An 18446-nucleotide genomic window follows, 5' to 3' on the forward strand; every position below is an offset into this window, starting at 1 on the left:
AAAACTCCCGCCCCCGTAGCCTCAAGCTACAGGGACGAGAGTATGCTCCCGCGGTTCCACCCTGTTTGATCTCAAAGAAAGTTATCTTAAACCCTAAGCCAAAGCCAGGATAACTTTGAAGAGATCCACTTAATCAATAAGGTACTCCAAGCGCCCTGACCCGCTTACCCACCTGGCTTCCACCTGCCCAAGCTCGCTTAAGGGATAGACGAACCTTCCTCTTATCATCGCACAGAAAATTTAATTTGGAAATATTATAATATGACCGGGTTCTTTTGTCAATCTAGATCAAAAAAATTGACGCAAATATAAAGCAATCGATTGGGGCAAGGCATCTCGGTTTTCCTTATTCACGGTAATCAATTTAACCTTTTGGTGTTTTCTTATCCGGTCCGTCCAACCGCTGCCGGCCTGCTTAATTACCCCAAGTATCGGAGTAGAACCTTCTACAGCCTCTAAAATCTCCTGCTGAAAAGCATAAGCATCGCGTTCCAAACCGCCGCATTCGTCCATCACAATGAGTGGAGCTTGGGTTCTTGCCCGGCGAATAAGTTCAACGCCATAACCGTCAAACCGCTCCGTGAGAACTTGCGGAGGCCCGTCTTCCCGAAAACGAACCACAATATATTTTTCCCGGTAAACCTTTCCTCCGGAAGCAGAATTCAGATAAAGCCGTTGATTAGGTAAACCCCTGTCCGAGCCAAAGTAGGTTCTAAAGCCGTCGTATTTTACATTGCAAATAGCCAGTGTTTTATCAATGACCGTGCTTTTACCCACTTGAATCCCACCGGTTAAAAAAATGTGCATGATTTTTACAGCATCCCTTCGATTTCGAATATCCCCAAGGACTTTTTACGCGGTAAATAGAGCGGAAATTCCTTTTCTCCTGTTTCTACAAGGCGCTCTCTCAGAAAACCTTCCAAATCTTCAGTACTAATATGATGAGATTGGGTCCTGACAAAATCCCGAGCATCTGCTTCCGACCGGAAGGGCTGACCGAATTCAAGGTCGGTTTCAGTGAGGGAATAAGGTATTTCTTTACGGACCAACTCTTGTTCTACTTCTTTCGCCGTATTCTTCTCAAATTTCCGGTACTTGTCGGGATAGAGTTCCGACTCGCTCCTTCTGCCTACCACAGCAATGAGTTTCTTACAACGTGATAAAAATTGTTCCAGTTCACGACTTCCGAAGAAGCTGATATAGATAACATCCCAATGCTCCTTGATCTGGTTGCAATCCATGAGTAAGGGGGTTATGTTCGTTATGTTCCCGGCCTGTACATTTTGCTTCAGCGCGCCGACAGCATAAGGATGAATATCGATACAGGTGATCCTTTCCACGTATTTGCTTAGTTCCAGATCCACCAGTCCTATACCGCAGCCTATATCACAAAGGGTAGTATATCCCGATAATTTGGGTGCAACCAGCTCCGCGATATTTTTGAAGAAGCCGGTGTACTTATCAGCATCCCTATACCACCCCACCGTGCTCTCATTCCAGTCGAAATTCATCCCTGTTCCTCCCCGCTTATTTTTTCGGGCTCACTTTCTGTCCCGTAGTATAAATCTTCACTTTTTCAGCACATTAATAAGTCTCATTGAATAACCTCCTCTTATTCTCTTTGCCCAGTACAATTTCCCTTCTCCCGGCATAATAAAAACATAATAAGATATATGGACCGAATATAACTATACTCATCTATATCTTACAACTAAATAGACCTAAATTCTACCTTATCTCAGTCCATTTATGTTAGTTCTAATTCGTTTATATCTATTGACTTAAGTTTTTTATACTTGTATAATCTTATTAAAATAAAAGCCAATACTTCCAAGCCGTATTCCTAGTCCATTCCTATTTCTATTAAAGAAAAAAATCTCAATCAGAATTTCACTATTTAGAAGGCGGTTAAAAAATGAAGCATGCAGACAAAGGTATCTCCATCGTCATGGGACTGGGGATTATCTTACTGATTACCATACTCATCTCCTTTCAGCTTGGTCGTTACCCTATTCCACCAAAGGAATTGTTTGGGATTCTTTTTTCAAAAATCTTGCCTATTGAGCAATTTTGGGCCGACCGCCTAGAGATTGTACTAATAAACATTCGTTTACCACGGATTCTTTTGGCCTGTTTAGTCGGGTGCTGCCTCTCGGCCGCCGGGGCTGCCTATCAAGGGGTTTTTCAAAACCCGATGGCCTCTCCGGATATTTTGGGGGCCTCGGCAGGAGCAGCTTTTGGCGCTGCCCTGGCTATTCTTAAGCACGGAAGCAGTACCCTAATCGCCCTTAGTGCATTCTGCTTCAGCCTCCTAACCGTCGCTATAGTCTATTTAATCAGTAAAAGAGCGAAAGGAAAAAACGTACTCGGATTGATCCTGGCGGGAATTATGGTTAGTTCCCTTTTTTCAGCAGGTACATCTTTTATCAAATTAGTCGCGGACCCCAATGATCAGCTTCCGGCAATTACCTATTGGCTTATGGGCAGCTTAACCGGAGCAAAGTTGAGCGATATTACTTTCGCTATTATCCCTATGGCCATCGGGTTGACTCCCTTACTTCTCCTCCGTTGGCGGCTAAACGTCCTCACCCTCGGTGATGATGAGGCTAAAACCATGGGAGTAAATGCACAATTAATCCGGCTGCTGATCATTATCTGCGCCACCTTTGTTACGGCGGCCAGTGTCTCTGTAAGCGGCATGATCGGTTGGGTAGGCTTGGTCATTCCCCATCTTGCCAGAAAACTTGTGGGGAATAACTACCATACATTAATGCCTGCCACAATGCTTTTTGGTGCAACCTTTCTCCTTATTGTCGATAACTTTTCCCGGAATCTATTTACAACAGAGATTCCCTTAGGAATTCTTACCGCCTTTATCGGGGCTCCCTTCTTTATCTACCTTATTACCCGAAAGGGGGAGAGTTATTGAGCATCAAAGTATCCAACCTTACTTTTGGCTATGATCAACGTCTTATCCTCAACGATATTAGTTTTTCAGCGGAGAATAACGAGTTGTTATCGATTTTAGGCCCAAACGGAGTAGGGAAAAGCACGCTTTTTCGTTGTATACTCGGTTTGCTCCAAGGGTATAAGGGGCATATCACTTTGAATAACCAGGACATAAAAAGGATGGGCGTTAAGGAAATGGCACGATATGTAGCCTATATCCCACAATCCCATTACCCTTCTTTTAATTACAGCGTATCCGAAATGGTGCTGATGGGAACTGCCATACAAATTTCCACCCTCTCCAGACCCGGAAGAAAGCAAATTGATCTAGCGGAGGCAGCCATGGAAAGGATGGGAATCACCCATCTTAAGAATAGAGGCTATACCCAGATAAGCGGCGGGGAGAGACAACTTGTGCTCATTGCCCGGGCCTTGGTTCAGGAAGCCAAAATACTCATTCTCGACGAGCCTACGGCAAACCTGGATTTTGGCAATCAAATCCGCGTTCAAAACCAGATAAAGGCTCTGGCCAAAGACGGGTACACTGTTATGCAATCAACCCACAACCCTGATCAAACTTTTCTTTTTTCCGACAAGGTGTTAGCTATGAAGGATGGCAGAGTGCTCGCCTACGGACAACCTAATAAAATATATTCAGAAAACCTGATGAAAACCCTTTACGGAGTGGATGTAGAGATTCAGAGTCTCTACGAAGATCAAGTAAGAGTCTGTATCCCAAAGGGCATCGTTAAAACGGATTATCTCCGCGAGAACTGCTCTTAAATATAAATAAAGGGAGGCATAATTCACACTATGCGGAAAAAGATTATCTCTATGCTCCTGGCGGTTTCACTCTTATTAACCTTCACAACTGCCTGCAGCACCAACGCAAAGACCCCTAACAACAACGAATCCATCCCTGCAGCCTCAAATCCTGCCAAAGCCGAAGCGATCAGCTTTACCGATTCGGCAGGACGTACTGTTGAAGTTCCGGGCAATATTACTCGGGTTGCAGCCTCGGGTACTATGGCACAGATAGTGCTCTTCCCCTTAGCCGCCGACCTGTTTGTGGGCTTAGCCGGTAAATGGGATCCCACCGCGGAGCAATATCTGAATCCAAAATATTTTAACCTACCGGTACTTGGACAATTTTATGGTAAAGGCGATCTTAATCTTGAAGAAATCGCTAAGGCAGATCCCCAGATCATCATTGACATAGGAGAATCGAAATCAAGTATTGCCGAAGATATGAATAACATAATGAATCAAGTGGGGATTCCCACCGTTCATATCGAAGCGACCACAGAAACTATGCCCGATGCCTATAGAACCTTAGGTAAGCTGCTGAATCGCGAGGCAGAGGCTGAAGTTCTTGCCAAGTATTGTGAAGAAGTCTTTAAAGAGACCGAGGCTATTATGGCCAAGGTCGGGGAAGAGGGAAAAATCAATTTGCTCTATTGTGTCGGTGAGAATGGCCTGAATGTACTGGCAAAGGGGTCTTTTCATACTGAAATCCTCGACCAAATGTGCAATAATTTGGCCGTTGTTAATGATATCTCCAGTAAAGGGACAGGGAACCCCGTAGATATGGAACAGATCATCCTCTGGGATCCTGACGTAATAATTTTCGCACCGGATAGTATCTACGGTACGGCGTCTAAGGATAAAGCTTGGCAGCAATTAAAAGCCATTAAAAACGGCAAGTACTATGAAGTTCCATCCGGCCCCTATAATTGGATGGGCAACCCCCCTTCAGTCAATCGCTATATTGGCATGATCTGGATGACCCAGCTTCTCTATCCCGAGCAAGCACAATACAATCTTTACGAAGAAACAGCCCGGTATTATAAGCTGTTCTATCATTGTGACCTGACGGAAGAGCAATACAAAGCTCTGGTTGCCAACTCCATCCCATCTTAATGCCACTTCCGAAAATTAAACTCTCTGTCCCGGAAATATAAGCTCCAAAGGGGCATGGAAGTCTGGTTAGCTAAAAAGGCTTCGAGGAGAACATCTCTTCGAAGCCTTTTCCACTATTTATCTTTTATATACTCTTCGTAACGAACTCCCGGTACCCGAAGGTCTTCTTTTCTTCGGGTAATTTTTTGAGAATCCAAATACTCGAGAAAGATGATCACTATTTTCCTGCCAACGTTTAGGGAATCTCTTACTTCCCCGACGGTAATGCTTCCATTGGTATCAAGGAAGGAACGAACTACTGCGAAGGCCTTTTGGAAAGGTTCTTGATGAATGAGAATGCCTTGTCCCAGGTCCAAAAGTTTATCTGACTTCTGCAAATATTTAACGATTTCCTCGATAGCAGTAACTTTTATATTCGTATCCCTGGCGACTTGCTGAATAGTTCCCGTGCCTATGCCGTAGGACAAAAACTTTTCCTCCACTAAAGTAATTTCTTTTAAGGCCCGGATTCTTTCTAAGGCAATGCCATCCGGTTCGGAAAGGGAGTTCCCCTCCATACGCAAACGCTTCTTATTAACCATATAATTAATAAGAGCCCCAAAGTCTTTGGGATCTATATCCGGAAAAACTCCGCTCTTCATTTCTTCCTTATCGATCAGATAGCGATAGGAATAATTTTCGTACAATTTCTTAAAGGTCTGTTTTATTTTATCAGAGTAGTTGGCAATTAGGCCGGTGCTCAGATACTTATTTACTTCCTTGAATAATACAAGCTTTCCGGATAACACTTCCCTATCCAGAGTTTCCAGGAGTCTATTCTTATCTTCGTTAAGTAGCCGCCATAATTCATCAAGACTAAGGGGTTTTGCCAAGGAATCTATTACAATCGGGATTAATTCCGCCAAAGTGCCATTTTCACCGCTGGTCATTATATTTAGACTTTCCGCAGCAAACCGCCGTCGGTTCTTCGTTAGATGATAGAGAATCCAACCGCCGCCAATCGTGATTTCCGGTGAGTAACTGCGGATAATAAACCTGTCTTTTCTCAGTACTACAACCGGCTCTTCAAAGCGTAACTGAACATAACCTTTGTTTCCCTCCGGGATCTCATCACTTCCTAGAATCCTAACCCTGGCCAACACTTCCTTCGTCCCTGTATGAACATGGACTCTCTGATTATGGACCAAACTGCCCTTCCCTTTAACAATATAGAGTACAGCATCCGCAATCCAGATAGGGCTTAGGGACCCCTCCGGGGCAATGGTATCACCACGCCGAACTTCTGATTTTTCGATTCCCGTAAGATTTAGAGCACATCGATCTCCGGCAGCCGCTTCATCAACACTGGTATTATGCACTTGAATTCCCTTGACTCGCGCGATCAGTCCGGAGGGGAAAATTTCTAAAGAATCGTTCTTGCTCACCTTGCCATTAGCAATGGTCCCGGTTATTACGGTTCCGTGTCCGGTCATGGAAAACACCCTATCGATAGGCAGGCGAAAAAGTTCCTGACCCTCCCTCTCTTGTACCTTCAAAGCAAGCCGATCCAGGGTTTCCAACAATATATTGATACCTTCCCCTGTAGCAGAAGAAACAGGAATAATCGGGCTTCCCGCTAAGGTCGTGTCTTGGAGTGTATTTTGGATATCTTCAATGACCATTTCCAGCCAATCCTCGTCAACAAGATCGGTCTTAGTCAAGGCAATCACGCCGGATTTGACATTGAGCAAATTCAGTATATCAAGATGTTCTCTGGTTTGGGGCATGATGCCCTCATCAGCGGCGATCACCAGCATTACCAGATCGATGCCGGTGACACCGGCAACCATAGTCTTAACGAATTTTTCATGACCGGGAACATCAATAATGGAAATGATCTGACCTGAGGGAAGTGTCAAGGGAGCAAAGCCCAGTTCAATAGTCATGCCCCGGCGTTTTTCTTCTTCTAAACGGTCTGTGTCCACATTGGTCATTTTTCGCACCAGTGATGTTTTGCCATGGTCAATATGGCCGGCAGTCCCTAAAACAATCTTTTTCATCTCTTCACCCCACGATGCTTTTCAAGGTTTGCGTAATCAGGGGAAATTCTTTTTCCGGTAAGGTTCGAACATTTAACTGGACTTTATCTTTATGGATTCGACATATAATAGGAATTGCCCCTTCCCTAAGGCGATCCTGGAGCCGGTTTGCCGAATAACCTTTGATCACCAGGGATAGGGCTTTGCCCTTTAACTGAACATCCGGTAAAGAACCGCCTCCTGCTTCATCACTTACATCCTCAATCTCCATTTGACACCGATCGCCAAATGCAGCCAAAAGCTGTCTTCTTAGCTCTTGGGCCTTGTAATTTAATTCGTCTTCCGTTAAGGCGAGCATTTGCAGAATGGGAATTTCCTCAACTGCTTTTTCCGGATTCATATATATTTTCAATACCGCCGTTAAGGCAGCAATTGATGTTTTATCACAACGAACAATACGAGCGAGAGGGTTCTTTTTTATCTGATCGATGAGAGCCTTCTTGCCGGCAATCACCCCAATCTGCGGGCCGCCTAAAAGCTTGTCCCCACTGAAAGTGACCAGATCCACTCCACTTGCAATGACTTCCTGTACCGTTGGCTCATAAGGCAGTCCGATTTCTTTTAGGTCATAAAGGCAGCCGCTGCCTAGATCCTCCATTACTAAAAGTTGTTTTTCTTTGCCTAACCGTACTAAGTCCTCACGAGGAACCTCTTCCGTAAAACCACAGATCTTATAATTGCTGGTATGTACTTTTAATAAAACAGCCGAACTCTCAGAAATAGCACGGTTGTAATCCTGCAGCTTCGTTTTATTGGTTGTACCAACTTCAATCATATGGCAGCCACTGCGAGTGATAATATCCGGTATTCGGAAGCTTCCGCCAATCTCCACCTGCTGTCCCCTAGAAATAATAACTTCTTTTTGGTTGGCAAGGGTATTAAGGCTAAGGAATACCGCAGCTGCATTATTATTTACGACCATAGCACTTTCGACCCCGATTAACTTCGAGATCAGGGGTTCTATATGAGCGTGACGGGAGCCTCTGTTACCGGTTTCCAGATCAAACTCAAGATTACTGTAACCTTCATTAACTTCCTGCATCAGGCCAAGCGCTTGAAATGGTAGAGGAGCGCGACCCAAATTCGTATGAAGTACGATTCCCGTAGCGTTGATTACTCTTTTTAAGTTGGCATTTTGCTCCTTAAAAATCTTATTTTTAAGTTTTTGCACTAAATATGAAGTAATCTCCTCACGAGTAAGGAGTGACATGGATGCAGCGAAGGAGGTATCATTACGGAGCTGATCTCTATATTCATCTATAGCCATGGCGATGTTGTCACAAAGCAAAGCTTTGCCTATATCATTTGCCAGCGGTGCAATATCCACATGGTCTAGGATTTCATTCATAGGGGCAATAGTCCGTAGTGCCTTTAAGCAGTTATCTTCCAATGAAGTGCCTCCTTCTTATTTTTGCCGTAGTTTAATGAAAGGGACATGATTAAGCAGAAACACATCCGCTCTTCTCATGTCCAATAATTATCTATTATAAAAAATTTTTAACTCCAACAAATAAACTTTGGCGGGAACGTGTAGGAGTCGAACCTACCTCGGCCGGATCACCCACCCGACAACGGATTTGAAGTCCGCAGAACCCACCGGGATCCATCCGTTCCCATGCATAGATTATATCATACCAACGCAGCTCTTTATAGTAAAATCGAATAATTAAAAATGTTTAATTCCATCCTTTTTGCCCGGCAAGCCATTTTTCGGCTGCATAATTAAGGGGCATGGTGCGTATATCCTCCCAAACCAGATCGCCGGCATTCAACTTCCGTTGATCCAGTTGTTTAAAATACGAACCGCAGTCAGAGCAGACTGCCACCTCAAGACCTGGATATTTTTCAAATTTTAAATAGGTTTGCTTTTTAGCATCTTCGCTGCCGCAATTAGCGCAGCCTGACACATTGACAGGTCTTTGATAACTACATATTAAACACTTTTGGTAACGCTTGCCGACCGGTGGAACCAGGACCGTCATAAAATGTTTCTCACCACAAACAGGGCAGGTTCCAAACGGTTGATTATCTTCTCCCGGAAGTGGGATCAACTGTTGACAAGCCAGCTCGGCAACACCTGAAAAAGCTAATTGCAACCGGGCCGCTAAAGAGTTATCCAGAGTCTCGTTATTTTTAAATTTCCGGAGGAGAGTGAGCAAGTCACTAGCTTCTTGTGGTTCACCTGCAACCCGATTCAGCCTTTGCCACAAATCAATAATAAGTTTTTCAGGTAAACTATCCAAAGTAAAGAGGGGAGAGCTATGAGCCAGCTGAACGCTGGCTGCCACTAGAGGGCCTTGCTCCTCCTGCCATAACTTTATTTCAGCCTGAAACTTAAGATAATTTTCCCTGACTATAGCCAAATGCTGCTCTTTTAGTTCAATATTTTCCTGCATCTTTTACCCTCCTCAAAGAAAACCAGAATTATGCGCCTGCAGCTTTTACTTTCTTATTAAGTCAAAGGGAGTCTGTTGCAAACCCTGTTAAGCTCCGGAGTTAGGTTTGCAACAGACCTCTTAATTTAACTAACTATTTACCCGTTTTTTCTTGCTTTTGAATTTCTTCATACCAAGCACCATGGTGGGCCTTGGCAAAAGCTTTTGGAACATAACCTTTGAGCATACCCTGTAACGCGACCCGTGATTCCGGGTGCAATAACGAAAGGTACAGATGCCCAATCAAGGCAGTGGTCATAAAGATCATTGCTAGGTCATGGATCGGATAGGCTATATGCACAAGTCCGATGGGGAAGTATTGTGGGAACCACATAATCAAACCGCTGATAGTAATAAAAATGGAGCCAAATATAGTAAACAAAGAGTTGATTTTTTCCCCACCATTATATTTCGCTTGGGGTGGATAATTTCCGTGGCCGCCAAAGAATTCCGCGGCAAAGGCCTTTACATGCGCAACATCAGCCTTAGTCCAAGTAAAGGCGGAACGTAACCATTGCCAGTGATGTTTAGTATCCCCGATAATGAACTTTGATCCCACAACGACAACGAAAATTACAGCAATAACACGATGGATTATTCTGGCATTATCAATGCCCCCGACAATCGCCATGACTGGACGGAAGGTTACAGACAAAACAGCCAAGCCCGTAAAAAGAAGAATTAAATAGGATATTGCATGGACCCAGTGACTGAACCGCTCCCCGCCTGTAAATCTCAAAACCTTTCCGGCTGGGACTTGTTTAGGATTTTGTGCCATTATAGTGCCCCTCCTTTCCCATGGGTGTCCTCATCGGCAAAATGCTTTTTGCTATAATTGCCTTTCACAGCATTGGCCAAGGTACCCACAAGGACAGCGGCAGCTGCACCGCCGATGGCAACTGCCCCTAAGGGGCGGGCGATATCTTTCCAAAGGGTTAAGGTGAAAGGAACGGTGGGATTCGCCGGTAAGCCATAAGCTTCTGGCGCATCCAAGAGGATATACTTATAAAGTGTTCCTCCGACAATATCCTTTCCGTAGAGATTTGCCTTGGGATATTTCTGCTTAAGTTCCGCTAAGCGTTGTTCGGCTTTTTGCATCATTTCCGGTTCATCACCAAAGGTAAGTGTTCCCGGTTGGCAAATGGCCACACAGGCGGGTTCCAGACCATTCTCTACCCGTTCCGCACAACCGGTGCATTTTTTGGCTTTTTTGGTCTCCTTATCCAATCTAACTATGTCAAAGGTGCAGTTAGTGACGCAGTAGCCACAGCCGATGCATTTGTCCTCATCAATGATTGTAAATCCGGTATCTGTTTTCGATATAGCTGCCGAGGAACAGGCCTTTAAACAAGCAGCATCTGCGCAATGAAAGCATTGGGCTTTGCGCATTAGCCAGTGCATTTTACTATTTTCATACTTTTCATCAAAAGCGATATAAGTGTAGGTGTCAGGATCAAAATCTTTTGTCGATTGATAGCTTTTAACAAGGGAAGTTTTAACCGCCGGCAGTTGATTCCATTCCTTGCAGGCTGCGGAACAGGCTTTACAGCCGGTACACTTAGAGGTGTCGACTAAAATCATCTTTTTACTCATCGTCTACGCCCTCCTTATGTTGACTAAACAGCACTTATATTCCGGTGTGCCGGCAGTCGGATCAATAGCACCGATGGTCAAGTTGTTGGCACTTGGTCCCGGGTTAAGTGTGGCAAATCCCCAGCTCCAAGGCATACCGATAGTTTCTGCATCCTTACCGTTGACTTTCAAGGTCTGTAACCGATCGGTTACCAGCGCAACGACCTTGACCGCTCCCCGAGCAGAGGATACTTCCACCATATCCCCTTCTTTAACTCCAATCTTCTGGGCAAGATTCTTACTGATCTCAGCAAAAGGTTGAGGCATCAATTCATTAAGCACCGGATTATTTCTGGTGATTCCACCGGCACAGAAATGTTCAACGACAGCATAGGTTGTCAATACATAGGGGAATTCTTCCTTGGTTCCCACATTGGTAACCCCGGGCAGGAAGTTCGGGACAGGAACCGTCGGGTTCGAGTTTACATTTGGGTGCAAAACATTGTCGGTGGGGCTTTCGACAGGCTCATAGAATTCCGGTAATGGTCCGTCATTACATTGACCGGCAGGTCGCACCCCCATCGGCGGCAGACCATCGGCGGGAGGTGTTGCGGGAATTCCACTGAAATACTTGGCAGTGAAAAGTCGTCCTACTCCCTCCGGGTTCATGCGGAAAACCTGTTTTCCTTCCGGTGTATCCGGTCCTTTGGTTTTATCCGGGACATCGGGGCCATCGTTGCCTTCCCAAGAATTCTTGGCACCATCCCACCAAATAAGCTTGAGGTTCTCATCAAGAGGCTTACCGTTCATATCGCAGGAAGCACGGTTATAGAGGATGCGGATGTTACCCGGCCAGGAGAAACTCCAGTTACGATACAAACCAAGTCCTGATGGGTCTGAATTATCGCGGCGGGCCGCCAGGTTTCCGTTCCCTGTGACACCGGCATAAATCCAACAGCCTGAAGAGCCGGTGCCAATTGGGGCCTTTAAGTAGTCAGCTAAAGTTGGGAACAATTTACCGGTGGTCTCGTCATAGCCGCTGAGTTCTTGGAGAACTTTAAGGGGATCCGGATGTTCCCCATAATTCCAGCGAGCATTGAGAATCGGTGCATCCTTGGGATCGGTGCTGGTTTGATAGAGCTCTTTAAGTTTCTTGTAAATGCGATCCAGCATATCTAAATCCGGCAAGCATTCACCGGGAGGCTTCAAGGCGGGATCTTTCCACTGAATCCAGCGTCCGGAATTAGATAAGGTACCGGCTTTCTCATAAGAAAAAGCAGCCGGAAGGAGAATGACTTCCGTATTGATTTTTGCCGGATCTACTAGGAGTTTGCCGGTTGTGGGATCTTTTTCACGCCAGAATTGGGCTGTTTCGACCTCATAAACGTCGGCTATGACCAACATGTCAAGTTTAGCCAACCCTTCACGAACAATTTGCCGATTGGGTATTGATACCATGGAGTTAGAACCAAAATTGAGCAATAGTTTAAACTGCCCCGCATTGGCATATTCCCAAAGTTTTACCATGCTGTAGTTTTTCGTAGCGTTATATTTGGGCAGATAATTAAAACAATAATCGTTTTCCTTGGTAGCCTTCTCACCAAACCAAGCTTTTAGTTGCGAAACGATATGTCTTTCAAATGCTGATCCACTACGAACCAGATAACTGCGCAGGTCTTTATCTGTATGAACCGGTGCCGCCAAATAACCCGGCAAGTTATTGAAGAGATTGGCCATATCGGTAGAGCCCTGAACATTGGGCTCACCGCGGAGTGCCTGAATACCGGTTCCGGCTTTGCCTACGTTACCCAGGAGCAACTGAATAATAGCATAGCAACGAATTCCCTGAACGCCGGTTGTATGTTGGGTCATGCCCAGAGCATAAAGGATACTGCCGGGTCTGGTGTTGCAGAAAGTATCGGCGATTTCTTTAATTTTTTCCGCGGGAATACCGCTGATGTCTGCGGCAGTTTCCAGTGTATAACGTGAAAAATGTTCCTTTAGCTTACCTACGACACAGTCCGGATCATCCAAACTAGTGGCTTTTATAGGCTTATTATCTGCGTCCAGCTGGTATGCCCAGGTGTCAAAGTTGTATTTCTTGGTTTTTTCATCAAAACCGGAAAATAGTCCATCTTCAAATTTAAAATCCTTACTTATCTTATAGAGAGCGTTAGTGTGGTTTAGGACAAAATCTTCATCATAAAGCTTATTTTGGAGAATATAATTAATTATTGCGCTTAAATAGGCAATATCCGTTCCAGGGCGAATTTGAGCAAAAATATCTGCCTGAGAAGCGGTTCGGGTGAATCGAGGGTCAACTACGATTACCTTGGCCCCTTTTTCTTTGGCTTTGTTAATCCAGCGCATCGCTATAGGGTGGTTCTCAGCACAGTTACTGCCGGCAATTAAGAAGCACTTTGTATGCTGCATATCCGGCCAAGAGTTGGTCATTGCACCACGACCAAAGGAAGGTGACAAACTTGCCACCGTAGGAGCGTGTCATATACGGGCCTGGTGTTCGTTATAGGGTGTGCCGATAATCTCCGAGAATTTTTTGATGATATAGGATTCTTCATTATCGACTTCCGCTGATCCAATAACGGCGATACCATCGGCACGGTTTACGTTATAGGTTTGACCTCCGACTTCTTCCGTAGCTACCCAGGTATTATCGCGTACTTCCTTGACTTTGGAGGCAATCTTCTGGATCGCCTCGTCCCAGGAAATATCTTGCCAATCACTGGCACCGGGAGCTCTATACTTGGGCCTCATGAGTCGATCTTCCGCATGGGCAACATGACTCAGACTTGCACCTTTCGGGCAAAGAGTCCCGTTGTTTACCGGGTTGTCAGGATCGCCCTCAAGGTAAACCAGCTTCTCATCCTTGATGTGAAGCAATAAGCCGCATCCGCCGGAACAGAAGTGACAGATGCTTGGAATTTTGGTGGTTCCTTCAATTCTGAGGTTAAAGCCTTGGGCTTGGGCGATCTCAGGATCAAATCCAAGACCGGAAGCCAAGGCAAACAAGGATGCCCCGGAAAGCTTGAGGAACCCACGGCGGGTTACTTCCATTTTCTCTCCTCCTCAATTATTATCCTCTGTTTTATATCAATTCCCTCCTCCTTATAGGTGGGGAATTTTCTATAGTAAATGTAATAAAGGGAAAAATAACGGTTTTTAATGTTGTATATGTGAATTAAATTTCAGGATTGTTAAACTTTTCAACTTAATTGAAATTATAGATAACATTTTGCCATAGGGAACAGTAATTGTCAATAAATTCAGTTTAATTCAACGTTTCACAAAGTCTTTCCTTCTAAAATATAAAAACAGGCTCCGAAGAATAAGTCTTCGAAGCCTGTTGCCTATTGAAGGCCGATTTCCTCTGACGGATAAGGCGCAGGGTAAGATGCATGATAATACGGCTCAAGCTCTTCATCATCCATCATTGATTCCAGTTCAAGTTCATAGTTCTGCATAACCGCGGCTACTGTCCCCACCAAACCGAGAACTCGGAGTGCCGGACGTTTCCATACCATATAGCCAATGGCAATCCCCAAGGGGGCAGAAATGCTGAAAACAGTACGGTCGTTATGCTTGAGCTTCACTTGAGTCTGCCACAAACGGCCGACCCTGTTTTTGGTACCATTCCACACTTTGCCGACTGTTCCTCCCTCAAGGTCCAGCTCTTTCTCGCAATCTGCCAAGGCTTGGATCACATCTCCATTGGCCTTCTGTAAAGCGCGCCGCGCTTCATCGTAAGTTAAATTTAACCGGTCACACAAGATATCAACCTTCTCCAGTTCGGTCCACATCGCTTCGCTCATACTGCAAATCATCCTTTCCGCTTGGATTTTGTCCCACGCTTACCAAGCGGCTCCCCATGCTCCAGGATTTTAACCTTTTATCTAAGATTTGTTCACAATAGAATTGTGAGGTATCAAGGATCTCTTTCTTCATCCATTCATTCCAACGTAGGCGACTTAGTTTTGTTAGTTCCCCCTGGAGAAGCCGGCCCATCAGCCCCAGACTTCCCCCGCTTACCCAGCGGCCAACCATGGGGGTACTTGCCCGGGTATGGCATTGGCTGCAAACCACTCCACCGGATTCCGAACTGAAAAAGATCCGTTCACCCTGAACCTTTTGCCCACATTCTGCACATTCTTGCAAACGTGGCCGATAACCGAGGTGAGCTATAAGCTTTAAGGCATAGGCACTCTGAATAAGGGCAGGATCACTGCTTTCCATGAGGAAAAGAGCTGAAAAGGTAAGGGTAAACAATTCCGGATAGGGCTGCTCAGGTGTTGTTGCCAAATCAAGAAGTTCCGCCATTGCCGTTGCAGCCATGCTCATATCCAAGTCCGCCCACAGATGGGGAAAGCTCTCTTTGGGGCTGGCCTGATTTACCGTATCCAGGGTTTTGCCCTTATGTATTAAGTATTCCGCGTAGGTGAACAGCTGCGCACCCGCCCTTTGGCGGCTTTTGGGCTTACGCACCCCTTTGGCAACGGCTTGGATTTTCCCGTATTCCCGCGAAAACAGTGTGAGCAAACGGTCTGATTCCCCATACTCCCGGCTTCTAATCACCAAAGCATCGGCGTGGTAAACTCCCACATCCTCACCTCATAGTCTTTGTAAATATCTAGTTTCTATCCCTAAAATATTCAGCCGTTAATAAGCTGTACCCCTGAACTGGTCCCAAGACGGTCCGCTCCCGCCTCAATCAGTTGTAAAGCAAATTCACGGGTACGAATGCCGCCGGAAGCCTTAACCTTGACGGATTCCCCTACCCAGGCTTTAAGATTGCGTACATCCTCCACTGTGGCCCCCCCACCGGCGAAACCGGTGGATGTTTTGATATAATCCGCCCCTGCTGTTTTGACAATCTCAGCGGCTTTACGTTTCTCCTCTTCAGTGAGCAATGAAGTTTCAATAATGATCTTTACAATAACTCCACAGCAATGGGCTGCTTCAATAGTCCGCGAAATATCTTTTTCCACCGCTTCCCAATTTCCGGATTTCGCTGAGCCGATATTCATCACCACATCCACTTCCCGTGCCCCATGGGCTTTAGCAGCAAAGATTTCTTGGACTTTAACTTCCGTCATGGTTGCCCCTAGCGGAAAGCCAATCACCGTAGCCACCCCCACTCCGCTCCCATGCAAGAGTTTCGCTGCCGTACAAATATAAGCAGGATTAATGCAGACAGTAGCAAATTTATACTGTTTTGCCTCATGACATAAATTCACAATATCCTTTTCCGTAGCATCCGGTTTAAGTAAGGTGTGATCAATCATTTGGGGGCGTACCCCCTCAAAATTCGACATTTTACCTTTTTCCTCCTTTGCTATCACGTTCCGAATAGCCGAATTCCCGGAGACTTGCACCCCGGTTTCGCCAGTCCTTTTCGACCTTTACAAAGAGCTCGAGAAAGACCTTACTACCTAATAGGGTTTCAATATCCTGCCGTGCCAATCTACCGATCTCCCTAAGGACCCTGCCTCCTTGGCCTATGATAATTCCTTTTTGGGAATCGCGTTCAACTACGATGAGGGCTCGTACCTTAACTAAGGTCTTCTTCTCCTCTACACTTTCCACCACAACAGCAATTGAATGGGGCACTTCATCCCGTGTAAGGTGCAGCACCTTTTCCCGTACCAACTCCGCCATAATAAAACGCTCCGGTTGATCGGTAACTTCGTCTTCAGGATAATACATGGGACCCTCCGGCAGTTCCTCAAAGATCACCTTCAGAAGATCTTCCTTATTTTCCCCCGTCTTGGCGGAGATGGGGATGATCGCTAAAAAGTCTTTTAACTCGGAGTAATCTTTTATTTGCTTTAATAATTTATCTTTTTCGATTAAGTCAATTTTATTCAACAATAGGATACAAGGGGTTTTAACCTGTTTAAGATTTTCTAAAATGTACTCTTCACCGGCCCCAAAATCAACTGAGGCATCCACCATATAAAGAATCAGATCAACTTCCCGGAGGGATTCTAAAGCGGAATCCACCATAAACTCTCCCAGCTTATGCTTGGGTTTGTGAATCCCCGGCGTATCCAAGAAAATTACCTGACCTCTTTCCTCGGTAAGGATACAATGAATCTTATTCCGTGTGGTCTGGGGCTTATCGGACATAATTAAGATTTTTTGGCCAAGAAGTTGGTTAAGTAGGGTTGATTTTCCGGCATTGGGACGTCCAATCACCGTAACAAATCCCGATCGAAAATCTTTATTAAGCTCTTTATTTAGCAAATTATTATCACTTCCTCATGTTTAATCGACAGCCTCAGTGAAACAGGGGGACAGGTACATTGTTTCAAAGGGCCAAGTGGAAGATTCCCTGACTTCAATGTAATATGCCAAGGGAAACGTCCCCGTGGCTACCAGGCTTAGTCGAGAAATTCCGGCCCAAAAGAATCAGGTAATAAGGCACTGAGGCTAGTCTTCCTAGTTTGCCCTTTATCGTTGACTAAAATTACCAAACAATCTTGAGCAAATTCACGCATAACCTGTCGGCAAGCACCGCAGGGCGAGGGAAAATCCTCGGTGGGCACAGCAACCGCCACGGCCTTGAGGCTGCGTTCCCCCTGGTGGATACTCTGAAAAACGGCATTACGCTCTGCACAAAGGGTTAGACCATAACTGGCGTTTTCAACATTGGAACCGGTGATAATACGCCCTGATTCCCATAAGGTGGCTGCCCCTACCGGATAATGAGAATAGGGAACATAAGCAGCTCTATATGCTTCTTGAGCAAGTCGGACCAATTCTTGGACTTGTTCAGGGGAAATATCTTGTGTTTTTTCCACAGTAACCTTCCTTTCAACATACTGTAGAGTTACCCCATGCCGCTTCTCGCCAAATCAGACTATAGAAAATGTCTTGGTCGTGTAGCCGCAAGTGAGTAGCACCGGTGCGACCGAGTGTAGTAGCCTTGCAGTCACGTCTCAACTTTTCAGAGTAGGTGAGGGAGGAAGATAATTAAACCTACAATAACGGCAATGATGGCTGTAATTAGGACAGCACCGGCTGCTACATCCTTGGCTAGGCCGGCTAAGGAATTAAAATTAGGCTCGGCTAAATCAACGGCGATTTCTATAGCTGTATTAAAGGCCTCCGCCGTCATCACACTGCCGATGGTCAGGAGTAAAATCACCCATTCCCATCGTTCCACTTTAAGTAGTGCGGCTGCTATGATAACAATAGCCGCGGCAACCAAATGAAAGCGGAAATGCCTCTGGGTTTTGCAATTATAGAAAATTCCGCGGAAAGCGGCCCGAAAGCTTTGCCATTCAGAACTTTTCTTTTGAGATTTTGCCACATTAATCTTCCTAACTGAAACAGGGGGACAGGTTCCTCGTTTCACTTCACTTATGCATGAAACAGAGTACCTGTCCCCTTGTTTCACTATTTCACCGCAAAAGGCCGATTTGGCTCATTACTGCCTCTTCTTGTTGGCGCATTTCTACCTTTTCATCTTCTT

General features: G+C 45.3%; 16 protein-coding genes, 1 tRNA gene and 1 pseudogene. 3 read left to right on the forward strand and 15 right to left on the reverse strand.

All coding sequences use genetic code 11. The annotated features are described in order from the left end of the window. Positions 1-288: 288 nt before the first annotated feature. Together AC1U9U_RS04170 and AC1U9U_RS04175 are read right to left on the reverse strand one after the other, a co-directional pair. Positions 289-807 (reverse strand): nucleoside-triphosphatase, encoded by a 519-nt coding sequence (locus AC1U9U_RS04170; RefSeq protein ID WP_479959290.1) that lies wholly within the window; start codon positions 805-807, stop codon positions 289-291. A gap of 5 nt (positions 808-812) precedes the next feature. After that, the gene (locus AC1U9U_RS04175) at positions 813-1511 is read right to left on the reverse strand and encodes a class I SAM-dependent methyltransferase (protein ID WP_479959291.1); all 699 of its coding nucleotides are present in this window, start codon (positions 1509-1511) and stop codon (positions 813-815) included. Positions 1512-1915: 404 nt separating this feature from the next. On the opposite strand from AC1U9U_RS04175, the gene AC1U9U_RS04180 reads away from it, so the two are divergent. From AC1U9U_RS04180 to AC1U9U_RS04190, 3 genes are read left to right on the forward strand one after another with little or no spacing between them, the layout of a single operon-like run. Continuing rightward, entirely contained in the window at positions 1916-2929 is a 1014-nt protein-coding gene (locus AC1U9U_RS04180) for a FecCD family ABC transporter permease (RefSeq protein ID WP_479959292.1), read from the forward strand. Continuing rightward, complete coding sequence (locus AC1U9U_RS04185; RefSeq protein ID WP_479959293.1) at positions 2926-3732, forward strand: ABC transporter ATP-binding protein; 807 nt, start codon at positions 2926-2928, stop codon at positions 3730-3732. Before AC1U9U_RS04180 ends, AC1U9U_RS04185 begins: the two co-directional genes overlap by 4 nt. 30 nt (positions 3733-3762) lie before the next feature. Further along, positions 3763-4869: an ABC transporter substrate-binding protein gene (locus AC1U9U_RS04190; protein ID WP_479959294.1), complete on the forward strand. Its 1107-nt coding sequence runs from the start codon at positions 3763-3765 to the stop codon at positions 4867-4869. 113 nt (positions 4870-4982) lie between these two features. On the opposite strand, the gene selB is transcribed toward AC1U9U_RS04190, so the two are convergent. The 13 genes and pseudogenes from selB to AC1U9U_RS04255 form a co-directional block, all read right to left on the reverse strand. After that, on the reverse strand, positions 4983-6908 hold the full coding sequence (selB, locus tag AC1U9U_RS04195; RefSeq protein WP_479959295.1) for a selenocysteine-specific translation elongation factor: 1926 nt from the start codon (positions 6906-6908) through the stop codon (positions 4983-4985). 4 nt (positions 6909-6912) lie between these two features. Then, on the reverse strand, positions 6913-8337 hold the full coding sequence (selA, locus tag AC1U9U_RS04200) for an L-seryl-tRNA(Sec) selenium transferase (RefSeq protein WP_479959296.1): 1425 nt from the start codon (positions 8335-8337) through the stop codon (positions 6913-6915). A 128-nt stretch (positions 8338-8465) separates the two neighbouring features. Further along, a tRNA-Sec gene (locus tag AC1U9U_RS04205) sits at positions 8466-8562 on the reverse strand. Between the two features lie 61 nt (positions 8563-8623). Continuing rightward, positions 8624-9343 carry a formate dehydrogenase accessory protein FdhE gene (locus AC1U9U_RS04210; RefSeq protein WP_479959297.1) on the reverse strand — a complete coding sequence of 240 codons (720 nt, stop codon included), beginning with the start codon at positions 9341-9343 and terminating at the stop codon, positions 8624-8626. Between the two features lie 133 nt (positions 9344-9476). Then, complete coding sequence (locus tag AC1U9U_RS04215; protein WP_479959298.1) at positions 9477-10160, reverse strand: formate dehydrogenase subunit gamma; 684 nt, start codon at positions 10158-10160, stop codon at positions 9477-9479. Beyond that, on the reverse strand, positions 10160-10975 hold the full coding sequence (locus tag AC1U9U_RS04220; RefSeq protein ID WP_479959299.1) for a 4Fe-4S dicluster domain-containing protein: 816 nt from the start codon (positions 10973-10975) through the stop codon (positions 10160-10162). Before AC1U9U_RS04220 ends, AC1U9U_RS04215 begins: the two co-directional genes overlap by 1 nt. 3 nt (positions 10976-10978) lie before the next feature. Further along, the gene (gene fdnG / locus AC1U9U_RS04225; RefSeq protein ID WP_479959300.1) at positions 10979-14029 is read right to left on the reverse strand and encodes a formate dehydrogenase-N subunit alpha; all 3051 of its coding nucleotides are present in this window, start codon (positions 14027-14029) and stop codon (positions 10979-10981) included. A 293-nt stretch (positions 14030-14322) separates the two neighbouring features. Further along, positions 14323-14784: a DUF4342 domain-containing protein gene (locus AC1U9U_RS04230; protein WP_479959301.1), complete on the reverse strand. Its 462-nt coding sequence runs from the start codon at positions 14782-14784 to the stop codon at positions 14323-14325. Continuing rightward, a complete protein-coding gene (recO, locus tag AC1U9U_RS04235) occupies positions 14747-15571 on the reverse strand; it encodes a DNA repair protein RecO (protein ID WP_479959302.1) in 825 nt (274 codons plus the stop codon). Before recO ends, AC1U9U_RS04230 begins: the two co-directional genes overlap by 38 nt. A gap of 50 nt (positions 15572-15621) precedes the next feature. Further along, positions 15622-16284, reverse strand: a complete 663-nt coding sequence (gene deoC / locus AC1U9U_RS04240) for a deoxyribose-phosphate aldolase (protein ID WP_479959303.1) — start codon at positions 16282-16284, stop codon at positions 15622-15624. Between the two features lies 1 nt (position 16285). Further along, positions 16286-17215 carry a GTPase Era gene (gene era, locus AC1U9U_RS04245; RefSeq protein WP_479959304.1) on the reverse strand — a complete coding sequence of 310 codons (930 nt, stop codon included), beginning with the start codon at positions 17213-17215 and terminating at the stop codon, positions 16286-16288. A gap of 137 nt (positions 17216-17352) precedes the next feature. After that, positions 17353-17799: pseudogene (locus tag AC1U9U_RS04250) on the reverse strand (cytidine deaminase); the annotation flags it as partial. A 119-nt stretch (positions 17800-17918) separates the two neighbouring features. After that, positions 17919-18284, reverse strand: a complete 366-nt coding sequence (locus tag AC1U9U_RS04255) for a diacylglycerol kinase family protein (protein ID WP_479959305.1) — start codon at positions 18282-18284, stop codon at positions 17919-17921. Positions 18285-18446 lie beyond the last annotated feature (162 nt).

The sequence above is a fragment of the Desulfitobacterium sp. genome, from assembly GCF_982384815.1.